We start from the raw sequence: 15,895 nt of genomic DNA on the forward strand, positions 1-15,895 counted from the left end.
AAATGATGTGATGGATTTACGGCTGCCGCCAGGCCAGCCGATACGCGTGTCGGGTGCGGCCCTTGCGACCGCCCCTACACCGCGTCTGATAAGCTTGTGAATGTAAAATCGCGGATTTTCAGGGGCGGAATCAGGTTCCCACCCGCGCGTACGGGCTTGCCCATCGCTTCCAGGTTATTGAGCATGATCACCGGGCTTTCGTTAAATCTGAAATTCTTGACAGGATACTTGATCTGCCCGTTTTCAATGTAAAACGTACCATCCCGGGTAAGGCCGGTGTACAACAATGTCTGCGGGTCAACAGCACGTATGTACCATAGCCGGGTAACAAGTATGCCTCTTTCCGTGCTTTTGATCATCTCGGCCAAAGACTGGCTACCACCCTGAAAGATGAAGGCAGATGGTGAAGGAATAGCTTTCACGCCTTTTTTCTCAGCCCAGAAACGAGAATAATACATATTTTTAACCACCCCGTTTTCTACCCAAACCACTTTTTCCTGTGGTCTGCCGTCGCCTGCGAAAGGTGAACCGGGAATTTCAGGGTTCTGAGGGTCAGAATAGATTGTTACCCGCTCATCAAAAAGCTTTTCGCCCAGTCTGGTACCTCCGCCTTTTTTACCCAAAAAACTCCTGCCTTCATCTCCATTACGCGCGTCCATGCTGCGCATCATATTCTGTAAAAGGTCTACCCCGGCTGTCGGTTCAAGGATTACGGTGTATTTTCCGGGTTCAATAGCTTTTGCACTGGACGATGCAAGGGCTTTTTGCATGGCCACTTCCGTTGCCGATAACGTGCTGAGCTTCGATACGTCGTTGTAATCACGGGCCGCATATCCGGAGCCAGTTCCGTCCGCTGTTCGGACGGTTACTGAAAAACCGACCGATGTTGATTGATTATAGCCAAAAAGTCCTTTGCTGTTTCCGATAGCCGAAAAGCCGGCTGTATCTTCCATATATCCTGCCGCCGTGAGATTTTTCTTTGCGCACGGGTCGATGCTGTCAAATGCGGCTTTGGCCCGATAATCGGGTTTAATGTTAGCTGTACTTTCTGCAAAAGAATTGGTTTCAAGATATTGCTGTGGCCCGAGCACCGGCAAATATTCCGGATTGTCCGGGGCCAGTCCGGCGATTTCCTCGGCCCGCCGCACGCTTTTTTCCAGTGAGCTGTCATCAAATTCGTTGATCGTGGAAGTACCGGATTTTTTGCCGAATACAGAGGTTACCGAAAGAGACAGATCCTCGGTTTCCCCGCTCGTCGATACCGAATTTCTTGCATAACGAATGTTTCCCGTGCGGTTGCCGGAGAGGATCACACTCATTTCGTCGGCTTTTGAAAAAGCCAATACCTTATCAATGATTCTTTTTGCTTCTTCTTTTGATAAAATTGCCATCTGAAAAAATTGGATGTCGCTGGAATATTGAAAAGTCCGGGTCAGATCTTCCTTCCGGTATTGATTACATTCACGCCGTCAAAACGGGAGGTTGAGCTTCCGTGCGAAACTGCGCTGAGCTGCGCCGGCTGGCCTTTCCCGTCAAAGAAAGACCCGAATGTGCGGTAGTCGTCCTTGTCGCACAGCTGCGAACACGAGTTCCAGAATTCCTGGGTATTGGACTGATAAGCCACATCATCCAACATACCAGCAATCTCACCATTTTTGATTTCGTAAAACACCTGGCCGCCAAACTGGAAATTATAGCGCTGCTGATCAATCGAATACGATCCTCTTCCTATGATGTAGATTCCTTTTTCCACCCCCTTGATCATATCCATCACACTGCGTTTTTCGCTGCCCGGCCGCAACGATATATTGGGCATACGTTGAAACTGCACCGAATTCCAGTTATCGGCGTAGCAGCATCCATGCGATTCCTTTTCACCAATGATCCTGGCCTGGTCACGGGTAGCCTGATAATTCACCAGAATCCCGTCTCTGATAATATCCCATTCTTTCCCGGGCACGCCTTCATCATCGTAGCCGACAGCGCCCAGCGTATTAAGCTGCACTTTATCCGCGACAATATTGACCAATTTACTTCCGTATGCAAACTTTTTGGATTCCCATTTATCCAGCGTAGCAAAGCTCGTTCCGGCATAATTAGCTTCATAACCTAGTACCCGGTCGAGCTCTGTTGGGTGGCCTACCGATTCATGAATGGTGAGACCGAGATGGTTTGGATCTAGTACAAGATCATACTTGCCGGGCAAAACCGATTTCGCAGTCATTTTTTCCTTTGCCTGCTTTGCCGCCATGATCGCATCTTCCACCATGTCGTATGAATTGCGGTAACCAACCAGGCCATTCGGGCCGGGTATTTTTTCGGAAGCCAGCCCGTCGAGGTATTCGAAACCCATGCCCATAGGTGAGCTGATCGCGTCACGTGTTTTGAATTTTCCTGCCGCTTTATCTATTACCGTGACGGTAAAAGTGGGCCATATCCGATGAATATCTTGATCGATATAGGAACCCTCCGAAGAAGCAAAGTATTTTTGTTCGTTTACAAAAAACAGATTGGACGTGACAAAACCTGCACCGTTTTTCAATGCTTCGCCGTTCACATTCATCAGCAGGTCTGTTTTTTCCTGCACAGGTATTTCAAAGGCATTTTTCTTCAAAGGTGTTTTCCAGGTTTTCTCCCCTACCCCTTTTTGTTCAGCCAGGACAACCGGTTCTTTCTGAAATTTGGAATTAGCTTTCGCGATCTCAACGGCTGTGGCAGCGCATTTCGAAATTCCTTCCGGTGTTACATCACTGGTTGCGGAGAAGCCCCAGGTCCCGTTTGCAATAACACGTATACCAATACCATAAGATTCGGCATTCACAATATTCTGAACTTGTTTCTCGCGGGTAAACAGGTACTGCTGCAAATACCTGCCGATACGGACGTCTGTGTACGAAGCCCCTTTACTGCGGGCTGCGTTCAGGGCAATATCGGCCAGTATCTTTTTGGCTGCCACATCCATCCAGGGATCGAGCAGCCGGGCAGCCTCGACATTATTACCAAATACAGGAGCGTCCGGCAACATTAACGTGCTGATCCCCAACCCCGACATCTGTATGAAATCTCTTCTTTTCATTTGAATAGTCTCCTTTTTGTAAAGGATTATAGTAATTAACTCTGAAAAATAATGTCCGAAAAAGAGGCACATCGTAAAGCATGCAGATCGGATATCCTGAAATTTGGATAGCACAATATAAATAATATTTTCCCAACAAATATTAGTAGAGCAATTTCAGGATATCCGGAAATAACCCCGGTCAGTTACCCTCTATAGACAGAAATGCAGGAAAATCCGCTCTCTGCAAGTTACTTTTTTGTTAATACTGATAAAAACACTACTGCAAAGCCCGAAAATCACATATATTGGAATGCATTTTAGAACCAGACTGTTCCCTAACCCTTCATGAGAGCCAATTTTGTAAATATTTTTGATAAAACGGTCCGGGAAGCCGAGTTGGTCAGCACCGACGGATTGATCAGAAATATCGAAATTACCGGCCCTGAAAATGCATCACTTCCATATATACTGCCGGGTTTCACCGATGCACATGTACATATAGAAAGCTCCATGCTTACACCTGCGCAGTTTGCCCGGCTCGCCGTGGTGCACGGCACGGTGGCCACGGTTTCCGACCCGCACGAAATTGCCAATGTGGTGGGTGTGGAGGGCGTTGAATTCATGATTAAAGACGGTAAAAGAGTTCCTTTCAAATTTTGTTTCGGGGCTCCTTCCTGCGTTCCCGCTACCATCTTCGAAACTGCCGGCGCAACAATAGATGCCGGTCAGGTAGGTGCTTTGCTTGCCAACGACGATATCGGTTACCTGGCGGAGGTCATGAATTTTCCAGGAGTGCTGCATGAAGATCCCGATATGATCGCCAAAATAAACCTGGCTAAACAACATAATAAGGTAATAGACGGCCACGCACCCGGCCTTCGGGGCAAAGAGGCTCAAAAATATGCTTCGTTGGGAATCACTACCGACCACGAATGTTTCACATACGAGGAAGCAAGGGAAAAAATAGACTATGGTGTTAAAATCCTGATCCGCGAAGGAAGTGCTGCGCGCAACTTCGAAGCCCTTATTCCGCTGATCTCGGAATTTCCTGACCGGATCATGTTTTGTTCCGACGACAAGCATCCCGACAATCTGGTCGATGGGCATATCAATGTGCTTGTGAAACGCGCCCTGCAACTTGATTATGACCTATGGGACGTTCTCGCCGCAGCCTGCGTGAACCCCGTACTGCACTATGGCCTGCCGGTGGGTTTGCTACGCATAAACGATCCAGCTGACTTCATCCTGATTGATAACCTGACGGATTTTAATGTTTTAGAAACTTATCTCAACGGTGAGCTGGTGGCTCAAAACGGTGTTTCCCTTTTACCAGACCTGAGAAGCGAACAGATCAACAAATTCGACTGTGCCGCAAAAACCACTTCGGAATTTGTTTTCAGCCCGGGAAAAAGCGGCCCCGTAAAGATACGAGTTATTGAGGCGCTTGAAGGACAGCTGATCACGAATGAGCTGATTGCCGAGCTACCGGATGCAGCAGGTTTTCAGTCGGACGTGTCACGTGATATTCTGAAAATTACCGTCGTGAATCGGTATCAGAACACAGCTCCTGCTATCGCTTTTATCAAGAACTTTGGATTACAGGAAGGAGCAATCGCTTCTTCGGTCGCCCACGACTCTCACAATATCATCTGCGTGGGCTGCGATGATGCAAGTATCTGCGATGCGGTAAATCTCGTCATTGAAGCGAAGGGAGGCATTTCGGTGGTATCAAAAAATAAAAAACACATACTTTCCCTCCCTATCGGTGGCCTGATGAGCGATCTTGACGGTTATACTGTTGCTCAGGCCTATACCGACATGGACCGGTTTGTAAAGCAGGAGTTAAAATCAACATTAAAATCGCCGTATATGACATTGTCTTTTATGGCGTTACTAGTCATCCCATCATTGAAATTGAGCGACAGAGGGCTGTTTGATGGGAAAAATTTCAGGTTTGTATCTAATATAATCGAGTAGGTTACATAGTGATCAGGATAGTATCTTTAAACTTTGAAATATAATTTTATCCTGAAAATATTTTTTTAATATGTTTTTTTATAAATATATTTACAAGTGTAATAATGACCCTTATTATATTCCATTCCTAACCCCAATCAAAATCCTTTCCAAACAATGGCTCATTTACGCTACAAGCAAGAAGAAGAACTCTGTTTTTGGGATCAGTTCAGAAAAGGCGATGAAAATGCTTATGCATGCCTGTACCGCTCTTATGTTCACATTCTTTATCAGTACTGTTCTCAGTTTACAATTGACAAACCCCTGATCAAAGATTGCATTCACGATTTATTTGTAGAGTTATGGAGAAATCGAATGACGCTGGGTGATACCACTTCCGTTCGGTTTTATCTTATGGCATCTATCAAAAGAAAGTTGGTGAGACATTTGAACGCGCAGCAGAAGCACACAAGCAACGAGGATATTCCGGTTGAATACTGGCATATCAACACGCCTTCGCACGAAAACCACCTGATCTCTGAAGAAGAATTTGAGTCCACCAATCAGCACCTGAATGTAGCTATCAACGGACTTCCCCGCCGCCAGCGTGAAGCTATTTTCCTGAAATTTTACATGAACCTGAATAACCACGAAATCGCTGACCTGATGAAAATCAATATTCAGTCGGTGTACAATCTGGTGTTCGGTGCATTGGGCAACCTGAAAAAACAAATGACCCTGGAAAGACTGACTTTCTAAACCAGGCGATAAGGCATACTTACAGCGCGGCGAACTTCGTCGCGCTTTTTTTGTTCCATTGTATAGAAGAATCATCAAATCAAAAATCACCTTTACCTTCAATGACGCCGATCAATACACCGCTTGCCGAACGTCTCCGCCCCCGCACACTTGATGATTTTGTAGGTCAGGAAAAGCTTTTAGGCCCCAACGGTCCGCTGAGAAGGGCTATTCTGCAGAATACCATCCCTTCCATGATTTTCTGGGGACCTCCGGGCGTAGGCAAAACCACCCTTGCATTGCTCATAGCTGAAACAACCAAAAGACAATTCTACAATCTCAGCGCAATCAGCTCCGGTGTGAAGGATTTGCGGGAAGTTTTGGCGAGGCCGTCGGGATTGTTTCCTGCGATTCTTTTTATAGACGAGATTCACAGATACAATAAAAGCCAGCAGGATTCATTACTGGGAGCAGTGGAAAAAGGTCAGGTGACGCTCATCGGTGCGACCACAGAAAATCCTTCTTTCGAAATCAATTCAGCCCTTTTATCCCGCTGCCAAGTTTACATCCTGGAAGCATTCGGAGAAAAAGAACTAAAAAATCTGATCGCCCGGGCGCTGGAAAAAGACCAGTGGCTAAAAGACAAGAACATCAAATTCACCTCATACGACGCACTGCTGCGTCTTTCCGGAGGCGATGGCCGCAAACTGCTTAACCTGCTTGAACTGGTTGTCCTCGGCAAAGGTGAAGCCACCGAAATTGAAATTACCGACGAATGGGTCACCGAGGTTGCGCAACAAAACATAGCACGTTACGACAAATCCGGCGAGCAGCATTATGATATCATTTCCGCGTTCATCAAATCTTTGCGCGGAAGCGACCCAAACGGGGCGGTTTACTGGATGGCGCGCATGATCGTTGCCGGCGAAGATCCCGCATTTATTGCACGCAGGATGCTCATTATGGCTTCCGAGGACATTGGCAATGCGAACCCGACAGCAATGATCATGGCGAATGCATGCATGCAGGCAGTGAATGTGATCGGCTATCCCGAATGCCGGATCATTCTGTCACAGGTAGCCATATACCTGGCCACTTCGCCCAAGAGCAATGCGAGCTATCTGGCTATTGCCGATGCTATAGAGGCCGCTAAAAACACAGCTCATTTACCGGTGCCGCTGCATTTACGCAATGCGCCTACCAAACTGATGAAGCAGATCGGATATGGCAAGGACTACAAATACTCACATGATTTCGAGGGAAATTTTGCCAGACAGGATTTTTTACCTGATGAGCTTAAAGGCAAAAAGCTTTTCGAGCCCGGCCGGAATGCGCGGGAAGAGGAGATCAGAAAGAAACTTCAGGGGTGGTGGGGAGACTGGTATGGATATTAATCCTGCTTTTTGGCTTTATTTAGCTTTTTCTCAAAAGCTGCGAATGAAAGATCCGGTTTGCCGGCTTTTTTCCAGTCGTTGGAAATGTTTTTTGCCAACTTGTCCAGGTTTTCCGCGGTCTCTTTCTCACTAAGAATATTTGCAAGCTTTTTTTCATCCCGCTCGGAAGCTGGTTGCAATCCAAAATCGGCATATTCGTCCGACGATACAGATATATTATCCATGTGTTGAGCTTTTTGGGACTGTGTTAATGTACCTGAGGAATTCGGTTGCGACTCTGAATGCTTCATTTTAACAAAAATAAGGAAGAATAATTAAATTGCTGAAAAAATCATACCCCACAACATGATCCCTGAAAGTATATCCTTGATCGAGAGACAAATGCTCATTAACCAGTGTAAAATTCTATCACTGCTGGGTGATGAAAAGGATAAAGAAAAAAGCGAAAGAAGTATTGAGATTTTAGAAAAAGGGTACACAGGTCTGTATCCAAAAGTTTTCAACACACTTTATGAAGAGGTTCCTATCAGTGTGTATGAGGAGATCTCGAATATCATGAAGATGTATAGCCGCATCAATGAGTCCATCCGGTTAATGAATGACGAAGAGAAAGACGCCCTCAACATCTCGTCCCTAGAATTTGAAGGATTTGACCAGGACAGCGGCATGTATTACTACATGATGTCCTATCTTGTCGACCGCATGGACGAACACCCCGAATACAAGGGCCGGGAATTGAAATCGCACAACACCAGTTGCATGCTCAAATATAACCGTATGCTCTCGGTTTACTCAGAGTTTGAAAAATTGAAAAGAGAAACCTATACAGCGGCCGATTTACAAAGGTTTATTGATGAGGTAAGCCTGATATCGCAGGAGTAAGTATGCGGTTCAGGAATTTTGGATACATCAAAAATCGTTCTGGTTTGTACTGAAAATCAAATATTACGGAACAGAAATCGATAAAAAAAGATCGCATTCCCAGCTAAGTCGCACTATTCCATTAAAAAATATTAATGTTAATAAAAAAAGAACTTTTTTGAATTAAGAAATGGTTATATTTGTGACTGAAAACCAGACAAAAATGGTTCTCATAACGTTGAGTAAAATCAGACATCCCGGACACTTTGTTTCTGGGATGTTTTTTGTTGATACCAACCTGTCAATTTTATTCTTAATGAAGCGGAATGTTACGGAATCTCGCAATCGATTTACGCTTCGGTAACAAATGCTCCCTCCAGGAAAAACGTTCGGTGTAATGAGGTTTCCTGTTCAGCTGGGCGATCAACCACACACCTGATATTGCCGATATTATTAAAACAGCAGCAAAAATATACGGAGTTAAAGTATAGATGATTTGAAACAGGTTGTTCATGATTTCCGAAGGTTACAACTGTAAAACATGCAATTTCTGTGGCTCTCTAAATAACCGTACCACAACCTCCAATTCCAGCGAATTATTTTATTTTCATATCCCCTTTCAAATAATCCAGGTAGCGGCTGTATTCATAACCCGTCATGTCAGAGACCTTTTTGAGGAAAAGTTTGTGCTTTCTGTCGGGTTCCATCTCGGCCAGCGCGTCGGTAATGATAAAGTTCAGTATCGGGTTCCATCTTTGCAGTGTATCTTCAAAAGTAATGTTAGGATCGTTGAATTCAGCGCAGATAAAATCCAATCCTTTTTCCTTCGCAAACTTTTTGAGCACTTCAATAAAAACCTTTTGATCCTCCACGAACTTCGGTTTTTTATCGATCCCTTCGTATTGAAATAAAAACTCCTGTATGCTGTACAAATGATGCTTCAGCGTTTCCTGATCCAACATAAATGAAAATGGTTTTAATCCTTGACTAGTACTGTCAAGAACTAAAACCATGCCTGATCATATCCGGATAAAATGACTTTCAGCAGAACCTATAATCCCACATTAACCACCTTAATATCACAACCAACAACTGAGTTGTTGACATACCCCACACTGATTCCGGAAACTTTTGTAGATTTTTTAGGCGGCAAAGCCGATTTGATCGTCACAACTTTGGAAGTAACCACCGACTGCGTCGCGGAAAGATATTTAAATTCCACCTCCACATTTTTGATGTTACTGCTGGACCCATTCTCAATAGTCATACTGTGTATCGCAATCCCACCAACCGAATGCCACTCATTTTCAAGTATTTTGATACTGTTCAGCAACTTCTCTTTGTTGTAATCCGCCACATTGGCCAGAGAATCCGAGGGATTCACAACTTCGGTTTTCGAAGTCACCAGCGGCTTTTTATTCAGGAAATCTAATTGTTTGTAGTAATAAAGAATGTAAATGAAGCCGCAGACCGGAATAATGGCACTCAGCCATTTCAGTACGGGAACAAGGTACTTTTTAAATTTGGACTTTTTGCCTCTTCTTCCTGCCATAGAATTTTTTGTTAACGTTGGGGTGGCTATAACATTTTACTGTCCACAAATATACAGAACGGCATTTCATATTTCCATTACAACAAATATTATAAATAATAGTAACACATTGTCGAATTCATTGCAATCAAAGTTACTTTCGGCGTGTCGGCCAGCCCGGCCTTAGTACTTTTTCGCCCCAAGTCAAATTGTTTTCAATGTACGATCTTGCCTCTTCTTGCGTAAGTGCTGAAAAATGGGCATACCTCAGATGTACATCGATGATCTCGTCCAGCGCATCCCGGACAATTTCTTTATTTTCCCAGGTTTGGAAATCCGCCACAACAATTTCCAGACAACCTTTTTTATAAGCGATCTGCCCCAAACATGTACCAAAGTTTGCCGTACCCTGGACTGCTTATCAAACTGGAGCTTTTTCAACAAAGGCAGTACATCCTGTGGATGTTTTCTGCCCCTGAGTTCTATTCCATGACATATTTCCCTCCTTATTTCTTTATCAGGATGGTCAAGGAACTGCTCTGCCCAGGCCAAAACCGGTTTTGGATTGACTTCCCCCATTTTTTTCACTGAACCGATCACCGCATTCCTCACCGAATAATGGGGATCAAATAATGCTATTTTGAACAAATTTCCAACCAGTCCGAAATCAGTTTTACCTATTTCTCCCGCCGCATTAATGACCGTTTGCCTCACTTTAAAATCCTGATCTTCCAAAAAATCCTTAAAAAGCCCGAAAATCTTTTCAGCAAGATCAGGCTCCTGCTTATATATCCTTCCGACAGCCAGATATGCGGACTTTCTGACATAAGTATCTTCGTCACTAAAATAGAAAAAGGTCTTTTCCCGGTCGCCTGAAATCAGTTCCCGCTTGATATCTGCGCGGATCTGTGCAACCAGATCAGTTCTCTCGCCTTCGGATAAATCATAAAAACCCATGAAAACTGCCTTTTATTTTAACTTTCCATAAAAATCAGGCAGCGGATTTAATGCCAGGTTCTTACGCTGATGCCAGTAAGGGTAAACCGGGGGTCTGTCGCTGGCAGCATCCAGTTTCTTTACCTGGCTCAGGGTGAGGTTCCAGCCGACTGCCCCGAGGTTCTGTTTCAACTGCTCCTCGTTTCGGGCACCAATCACAACATTGCTGACTGTAGGTCGCTGCAGAACCCAGTTCAGCGCAACCTGCGCCACAGTTTTTCCTGTTTCGGCTGCCACTTCATCCAAAGCATCAATTAAACTATAGAAAAAATCCTGCGGAGCCTCCGGCCCCTCACCACCTCCCTGGGCAATGCGGCTGTCCTCCGGAATAGGCTGGCCTCTACGATACTTTCCGCCGAGACGCCCGGCAGATAAAGGGCTCCACACGATTGTGCCCACGTTTTGGTCCAATGCCAGTGGCATCAGTTCCCATTCAAACTCCCGGCTCAGCAATGAATAATGTGCCTGATGCGCGATGTATCTGGACCAGCCATATCTTTCCGAAACTGAAAGTGATTTCATCAGATGCCAGCCCGAAAAATTGGAGCATGCAATGTACCGGATCTTGCCGCTCTGTACCAGGTCATTCAGCGCACTCAGCGTTTCTTCGACAGGCGTATTTCCGTCAAAACCGTGCATGTGGTAGATATCGATATAGTCCGTTTTCAAGCGTCTCAGGCTGTCTTCACAAGATTTGATCAACCGAAATCTGGAAGACCCGAAGTCATTAGGGCCGTCGCCCATCCGGAAGGTAGCCTTTGTTGAGAGCAGGATCCGGTTTCGCAAACCGATTATGGCTTTCCCCAAAATTTCTTCCGCCATGCCCTGCGAATAAACATCCGCTGTGTCAAAAAGCGTCAAACCAGCTTCCAGGCAAAGATGTACCAGACGGGATGCTTCATCGGCCTGCGTGTTGCCCCACGCCTTGAAAAAATTACCGCCCCCACCAAACGTGCCGGTCCCAAAACTCAGCACCGGTACTTTTAAACCGGATGCACCTAATTGTCTGTATTCCATTTTTAATTTCAGCGTTATGTTTTTTTGAAGATATTACAATTTGCAAGACATGTAAAATAAATGATCCGATGGATATCTGCAACGAGCCGCTTGCTCACTCCTTTTGGTTCACACAATTTTATTTTTCTTTTTGTACTCACTCGGTGTCTGTCCGGTCCTTTGTTTAAAAATCCTTGAAAAATATGAAAGGCTTTCAAAACCTGTTTTCAGGGCAATTTCATTGAATGAAAGTTCCGACTGAACCATCAGGAACTGGGCGTGCTCAATACGTTTGAACTGAAGATAGGAAAGCGGCCGCTCGCCGGTATGGACATTGAACTGACGCGAAAAATAATCCGGACTTTGGCTGGCTCGTTCTGCGAGCTCTTCAACCGTGATATTGAGATGAAAATGAGATTCGATATAATCCACAGCCTGCTGAACCCTGGGCGGAAAGTTACTTTTTTCCCCAATCCTGAATTCTTCCGAATTCAGGAAACGTGCGACCAACTGCAGGATAATACCCTTTGTCTCGATATAGGACGCCAGGGGGAGCAGATTATTCAACTCCTGAAACCCATGCAAAACAACACTTTTTTCGTAGTCAGCCGGGTCATTTTTAACAAGTCCCCTGTTCGGGTTCAAACTCAGAAGCTGTCTGAAAATTTGGAAGTCGGCCTCCCGAGCTTTTACCTTAAATATTTTACGGTTATGCAAAAACAGGGAGGAACCGGACCAGGATTCTTCAATGAACTGGATATAATATTGCCCCAGGAATCCCGAACAATCGTAGTTACAAAGCGTAAAACTGGGGATTAGATATAGGTAGCCACTTTCTAGAGTGACTGATCCATCCAAATTTGTAAGGTTTCCGTGCCCGCCATCAATCAGATAAAGACGATAAAAAGGGCTCAGGATATTTTTATAATTCCAACTTTTGTTCAACCGAACATAATCGGCATTGAGAAGCGAAAATGTAGTTTTTACAAACTTGATATTCATTTTTTGCCTGTTTTAATAGTATAACTCTGCCGCGGACAATCCAGAAAAAGACGGATTTGTTCAAATGATCGCCTACTTTGTACAATTTAAATAATTTTTAACATTATAATTTTGTTATATAAAATATTTATCTCGATATCCATGCGAACACACCTATGCATATTATGCTTCGCCATTCTTTCTTTACTGATGTCATGTTCTCCCGAACTGCCTGAGGATGTGGAAGTGGCGATGAAAGACCTGCCCGAAAAGCTGGACTATAATCAGCATGTCAAACCTATTCTTTCGGATAAGTGCTTTGCCTGCCACGGGCCCGACAAGGCCAAGCAAAAAGCCGGGTTGCGGCTCGACCATGCGGAAGCTGCTTTTGCCAGCCTCCCCGAAAATCCGGGCAAAGTGGCCATCAAGCCCGGCAACCTCTCGAACAGTGAATTCTTTCACAGGATCATTTCAACCGATCCTGAATATGTGATGCCTACCACAAACTCGCATTTGAGCCTTTCAGCAAAAGAAAAAGCGGTGTTGATCAAATGGATTGAGGATGGGGCCGAGTACAAACCACATTGGGCATTCGTAAAACCTGAAAAACACGAAGTGCCAGAGGTAAAAAAAGCAGACTGGACGGTTAACCCGATTGATCATTTTATTCTGAAAAAGCTTGAAGAAGAAAAACTAGTCCCCTCTCCCCAGGCTGATAAAGAGATATTGCTGCGCCGCCTTTCCCTCGATCTCACGGGCCTCGCGCCTACCCTCGCAGAGACAGATGCTTTTGTTAAAGACCAGTCACCCAATGCATACGAAAAGCAGGTGGACCGTTTGCTGGCTTCTCCTCATTACGGTGAAAAAATGGCCGTTGATTGGCTCGATCTCGCACGCTTCGCCGATTCGCACGGCTATACTGTGGACAGGCTGCGGGATATGTCACCCTACCGCGACTGGGTGATCGGTGCATTCAATAAAAACATGCATTACGACCAGTTTATTCACTGGCAGCTGGCTGGGGATCTGATGCCCAAGCCAACCAAAGACATGATAATAGCAACTGCCTTCAACCGAAATCACCAGCAAAATATGGAAGGTGGAGTGATTGAGGAGGAATTTCAGGCCGAATATGTAGTGGACAGAACCAATACCTTCGGAGATGCTTTTCTGGGGCTTTCGGTAGCCTGCGCCAAATGTCACGACCATAAATACGATCCCATTTCTCAAAAGAATTATTACGAGCTTTTCAGCTTTTTTAATAATGTAAAAGAGGCCGGCCAGATTTCGTGGAACGATGCAGTTCCCACGCCTACGCTCATGCTGCCAACCGCCGAGCAGGAAAAAATGCTGCTTTTTATCAATTCAAAGATCAAAAAACAGGAAGAAACGATCATACAGACCCGGACTAAATCGGAGTTGGGCTTTGAACAATGGCTGAGTTCGGGCGGCTATAAAAATCTTGCTAAGGAAAAGATGCCAAAAACAGGATTAACTGCATGGTATTCTTTTGACAATGAAACTCTTAAAAATACTATCAACCCTAAGCAGGTTGGTGTAATGAAAAGGGAATCAGGGCAACCCGGAGGTAAACCAGTTTTCGAAAACCGCCCAACCGGAAAGAATATGTTATTCGGCGGCGATGTTTTTCTGGATCTGGGCCAGACCGGGATTTTCCGAAAATCGGAACCGTTCAGCATTGGTATTCAAGTATTTATCCCAAAAACATTAAAAGAAGGAGTAATCCTTCACAAGAGCCAGGCCGAGCGGCTGTACAATTTCCGGGGCTATCATTTGTATCTCAAAGACGACCGGCTGGAACTGAACATGGCGCATACTGCTCCTTCCAATGCTATCACGCGGATTACAAAAAAAGGCATTCCGAGGGATAAGTGGGCGCATTTCACTATCACTTACGACGGTTCTTCCAAAGCCAGTGGTTTCAGGCTGTATCTCAATGGCAAGGAAATGGAGATGGAAACTACGATGGATCAGCTTACGAAAGATATCCTCTTTTCATCGTCCACCGAACCGGGACTGCAGATCGGTGCCTGGTGGCGCGGGCTTGGTTTCAAAGATGGTAAAGCAGATGAAATTGTCGTCTACAACCGGGAACTTACACCTTTTGAAATTCAATTACTGGCTGGCACCAATTCCTGGCTCCAGGTCGTTTCCAAAAATCCGGCTTCACTTTCAAAAGCAGAAACCGATATACTCAGAGCCTATTATTTGTCGGTGGTCGACAAGGAGATGATCAAATCCCGCATGGAATTGCAGCTGGCACGCACCACATTGGCAGACTCTACAGAGGGCATCATGGAGCTGATGGTCATGCAGGAAATGCCGAAGCCAAAACAAGCCCACATATTTGGGAGAGGAAATTATGATGCGCCGGGTGAAAAGGTTTTCCCCAATACACCTTCATCCATTTTGCCTTTTCCTAAAACCCTGCCCAAAAACCGCTACGGCCTTGCGCAGTGGCTTACAAATAAGGATAATCCGCTGACAGCCCGGGTAGAAGTAAACCGGCTCTGGCAAAATTTCTTTGGAACAGGACTGGTAAAGACTACCGAAGATTTCGGAAATCAGGGCGAGATGCCAAGCCATCCCGAGCTGCTGGACTGGCTTGCAGTAACGTTCATCGAATCGGGCTGGGATATTAAGAACCTCAATAAGCTGATCGTGATGTCGGCTGCATACCGGCAAGATTCGCGAGCGGCAAAAGACGCCCGTGAAAAAGATCCGGAAAACCGTTTTTACGCACACGGCCCTTCGAACCGTATGACTGCCGAAATGATCCGTGACAATGCATTGTTCGCCAGCGGGTTACTTAACAGAAAGATCGGCGGAAAAAGTGTAAAACCTTATCAGCCAGAAGGTCTTTGGTCTATTAACAACACCAACTATAACCCCGATTCTGGTGATGCAGTGTACCGCAGGAGCTTGTATGTTATTGTGAAAAGGTCTGTTCCTAACCCCACCCTTTCGACTTTTGATGCTACCTCCCGAAGCTACTGTGTCGTACGGAGACAAAAAACCAACACTCCTTTGCAGGCTCTGGTCACACTTAACGATCCTACTTTCACCGAAGCCATGAAAGTGATGGGTGAGCAGATGACTAAAATTCCTGATTCAAAGACGGCAATCGTTACTGCGTACAGGAAACTAACGGGACGAATGCCGGTGCAAAAAGAAGTGGATTTACTGATTTCCCTTCAAAAGACCCAGCTGGATAAATTCCGTAAAAACCCGGCAAAAGCTGCGGGCTGGCTAAACGCCGGTCAATATGCCCTGGACAAAAAACTCGACTTCTTACTGGTGGCCGCTAACAGTGTTGTGGCCAGCACCATTCTTAATTCGGACGCAACTTTAACGAAAAGATAA

13 protein-coding genes are annotated in these 15,895 nt (G+C 45.3%); 5 read left to right on the forward strand and 8 right to left on the reverse strand.

The window, feature by feature from the left end; all coding sequences use genetic code 11:
* Positions 1-74 precede the first annotated feature (74 nt).
* The gene (locus tag FBF61_RS23205; RefSeq protein WP_138481912.1) at positions 75-1,391 is read right to left on the reverse strand and encodes a TldD/PmbA family protein; all 1,317 of its coding nucleotides are present in this window, start codon (positions 1,389-1,391) and stop codon (positions 75-77) included.
* A gap of 41 nt (positions 1,392-1,432) precedes the next feature.
* A complete protein-coding gene (locus FBF61_RS23210; protein WP_138481914.1) occupies positions 1,433-3,076 on the reverse strand; it encodes a TldD/PmbA family protein in 1,644 nt (547 codons plus the stop codon).
* Positions 3,077-3,403: 327 nt separating this feature from the next.
* On the opposite strand from FBF61_RS23210, the gene ade reads away from it, so the two are divergent.
* The 3 genes from ade to FBF61_RS23225 all read left to right on the forward strand — a co-directional run bounded on the left by ade (position 3,404) and on the right by FBF61_RS23225 (position 7,146).
* Positions 3,404-5,035 carry an adenine deaminase gene (gene ade, locus FBF61_RS23215; RefSeq protein WP_138481915.1) on the forward strand — a complete coding sequence of 544 codons (1,632 nt, stop codon included), beginning with the start codon at positions 3,404-3,406 and terminating at the stop codon, positions 5,033-5,035.
* 156 nt (positions 5,036-5,191) lie between these two features.
* Positions 5,192-5,773, forward strand: coding sequence for an RNA polymerase sigma factor (locus FBF61_RS23220; protein ID WP_138481917.1), 582 nt, complete (start codon positions 5,192-5,194; stop codon positions 5,771-5,773).
* A 101-nt stretch (positions 5,774-5,874) separates the two neighbouring features.
* Positions 5,875-7,146, forward strand: a complete 1,272-nt coding sequence (locus tag FBF61_RS23225) for a replication-associated recombination protein A (protein ID WP_138481919.1) — start codon at positions 5,875-5,877, stop codon at positions 7,144-7,146.
* Here FBF61_RS23225 and FBF61_RS23230 read toward each other — a convergent pair.
* Positions 7,143-7,370: a hypothetical protein gene (locus tag FBF61_RS23230; protein ID WP_138481921.1), complete on the reverse strand. Its 228-nt coding sequence runs from the start codon at positions 7,368-7,370 to the stop codon at positions 7,143-7,145. The two genes, FBF61_RS23225 and FBF61_RS23230, sit on opposite strands and share 4 nt — an antisense overlap.
* A 121-nt stretch (positions 7,371-7,491) precedes the next feature.
* Between FBF61_RS23230 and FBF61_RS23235 the strand changes: the two genes are divergently transcribed.
* Positions 7,492-8,028 (forward strand): YfbU family protein, encoded by a 537-nt coding sequence (locus tag FBF61_RS23235; RefSeq protein WP_138481923.1) that lies wholly within the window; start codon positions 7,492-7,494, stop codon positions 8,026-8,028.
* A gap of 575 nt (positions 8,029-8,603) precedes the next feature.
* On the opposite strand, the gene FBF61_RS23240 is transcribed toward FBF61_RS23235, so the two are convergent.
* The 5 genes from FBF61_RS23240 to FBF61_RS23260 all read right to left on the reverse strand — a co-directional run bounded on the left by FBF61_RS23240 (position 8,604) and on the right by FBF61_RS23260 (position 12,532).
* Positions 8,604-8,969 carry a hypothetical protein gene (locus FBF61_RS23240; protein WP_138481925.1) on the reverse strand — a complete coding sequence of 122 codons (366 nt, stop codon included), beginning with the start codon at positions 8,967-8,969 and terminating at the stop codon, positions 8,604-8,606.
* Positions 8,970-9,058: 89 nt separating this feature from the next.
* A complete protein-coding gene (locus tag FBF61_RS23245; protein ID WP_138481927.1) occupies positions 9,059-9,559 on the reverse strand; it encodes a hypothetical protein in 501 nt (166 codons plus the stop codon).
* 246 nt (positions 9,560-9,805) lie between these two features.
* Positions 9,806-10,495, reverse strand: a complete 690-nt coding sequence (locus tag FBF61_RS23250) for a HEAT repeat domain-containing protein (RefSeq protein WP_229215180.1) — start codon at positions 10,493-10,495, stop codon at positions 9,806-9,808.
* Positions 10,496-10,507: 12 nt separating this feature from the next.
* Positions 10,508-11,551, reverse strand: a complete 1,044-nt coding sequence (locus FBF61_RS23255) for an aldo/keto reductase (protein WP_138481929.1) — start codon at positions 11,549-11,551, stop codon at positions 10,508-10,510.
* Positions 11,552-11,659: 108 nt separating this feature from the next.
* Positions 11,660-12,532: a helix-turn-helix domain-containing protein gene (locus tag FBF61_RS23260; RefSeq protein ID WP_138481931.1), complete on the reverse strand. Its 873-nt coding sequence runs from the start codon at positions 12,530-12,532 to the stop codon at positions 11,660-11,662.
* A 141-nt stretch (positions 12,533-12,673) separates the two neighbouring features.
* Between FBF61_RS23260 and FBF61_RS23265 the strand changes: the two genes are divergently transcribed.
* Positions 12,674-15,895: a DUF1553 domain-containing protein gene (locus tag FBF61_RS23265; RefSeq protein ID WP_138481933.1), complete on the forward strand. Its 3,222-nt coding sequence runs from the start codon at positions 12,674-12,676 to the stop codon at positions 15,893-15,895.

The sequence above is a fragment of the Dyadobacter bucti genome (assembly GCF_005869225.1).
Lineage (GTDB): Bacteria > Bacteroidota > Bacteroidia > Cytophagales > Spirosomataceae > Dyadobacter > Dyadobacter bucti.